The sequence below is a fragment of the Arthrobacter sp. TB 26 genome (assembly GCF_000427315.1).
GTDB lineage: Bacteria > Actinomycetota > Actinomycetes > Actinomycetales > Micrococcaceae > Arthrobacter.
This window is the reverse complement of sequence record NZ_AUPJ01000294.1, coordinates 24,199-25,692: the sequence shown is the minus strand read 5'-3', so window position 1 is coordinate 25,692 and position 1,494 is coordinate 24,199. Positions and strand designations below refer to the sequence as shown.

General features: G+C 69.1%; 2 protein-coding genes (1 of these 2 only partly in view). One reads left to right on the top strand and one right to left on the bottom strand.

The features are described 5' to 3' along the window. A partial coding sequence (locus K789_RS0110615; protein ID WP_024366739.1) for a M48 family metallopeptidase occupies positions 1–360 on the top strand: 360 nt, incomplete at its 5' end. Between the two features lie 12 nt (positions 361–372). On the opposite strand, the gene K789_RS0110610 is transcribed toward K789_RS0110615, so the two are convergent. Beyond that, positions 373–1,494 carry the 3' portion of a zinc-dependent metalloprotease gene (locus K789_RS0110610; protein ID WP_024366738.1) on the bottom strand. It continues 342 nt past the right edge of the window, so the window shows 1,122 of its 1,464 coding nt (coding positions 343–1,464); the start codon falls outside the window, past its right edge; its stop codon occupies positions 373–375.

The following is a 1,494-nucleotide window of genomic DNA, read 5'->3' as shown; positions in this document are numbered from 1 at the left end:
GCCGCCGAGCTCTCCGCCAAGTACTTTGGCGGCCGGGCTGTACCGTCCTCGGTCCGCTGGGTGGGCAACCAGAACTCCCGCTGGGGGTCCGCGACGCCGTCGGACGGGACCATCCGGCTGTCGGACAAGCTTCAGCCGATGCCGCAGTGGGTCATCGACTATGTGCTGCTGCATGAGCTGGCGCACCTGCTCGTCGCCGGCCATAACGCCGCGTTCTGGCGGCTGCTCGAGGCCTACCCGGAAACCGGCCGGGCCAAGGCCTTCCTCGAAGGCGTCTCCTTCGCCACCTCCCGCGGACTCATGCCTGCCGGCGACGACGATGACATCGACGTCGCCGACGCTGCCGCCTTCGCCGACTAGCGCGGCAGCCTGTTAGGGCTTGGGGTTGTCGCCCTCTCCGGGTGCGGCGTCAGTTCCGGGCTCGCCGGGCTGTTCGGCGCCACCAGTCTCGGCGGAGCCGTCGCCGGCTGCCCCGTCATCCTCAGGCTCGTCGAATCCGCCGCTCAGCAGCTTCTGCAGCGCATCGTCCACCTCGGAGTCGCTGGCCTCAGCCAGCTTCCGGCGTTCGCTGAAGCCTTTCGGATCTTCCAGGTCCTCGGCGGTGGGCAACAGATCCGGATGCTGCCAGATCGCGTCGCGGCCGTCGATTCCGCGTTCATCCTTGAGCGAGGCCCACAACGCTGCGGCCTCCCGGAGCCGGCGCGGCCGCAGCTCCAGTCCCACGAGGGAGGAAAATGCGTGTTCAGCCGGTCCTCCGGTGGCGCGGCGGCGGCGCACCGTCTCGCGCAGCGCCGCGGCCGAGGGCAGCAGCTTCTCGGTGGCGGCCCAGCTCAGTTCATCCACCCAGCCCTCCACGAGGGCGAGTGCGGTCTCAAGCTTCTCAAGGGCCTGGTCCTGGGCGGGGGTGCGCTGCGGCATAAAGACGCCCTGGGACAAAGCCTCCTGGATGCCTTCCGGGTTGCCCGGATCCAGCTCGCGGGCGAGTTCCTCGATCTTCGAGGTGTCGATGTGGATGCCGCGGGCATACGCTTCGATCGCGCCGAGGAGGTGCCCACGCAACCAGGGTACCTGGACGAACAGCCGGGCGTGGGCGGCTTCGCGGACGGCCAGGAACAGCCGGATGTCGTTCTCCGGCAGGCTGAGGCCTTCGCCGAATTTGGCCACGTTCGAGGGCAGCAGCGCCATTTCGAGGTCGGCGAGGGGTACACCGATGTCCGTGGAGCTGACCACCTCGGCCGACAGGGCGCCGATGGCCTGGCCCAGCTGCATGCCGAAGATCGCCCCGCCCATGTTCTGCAGCATGGAGGACGCGCCGCCCATCATGGACTTCATTTCCTCCGGCATCTGCTCCGTCATGGCGGTGGACAGTGCGTTGGCGATGCTGTTGGCGACCGGCTCGGTCAGCCGTTTCCAGGTGCCGAGCGTTTCCTCGACCCACTCCGCCCGGGACCAGGCCCGGCCGATCAGGCCGGTGGCCGGCAGCCCGGTGACCTG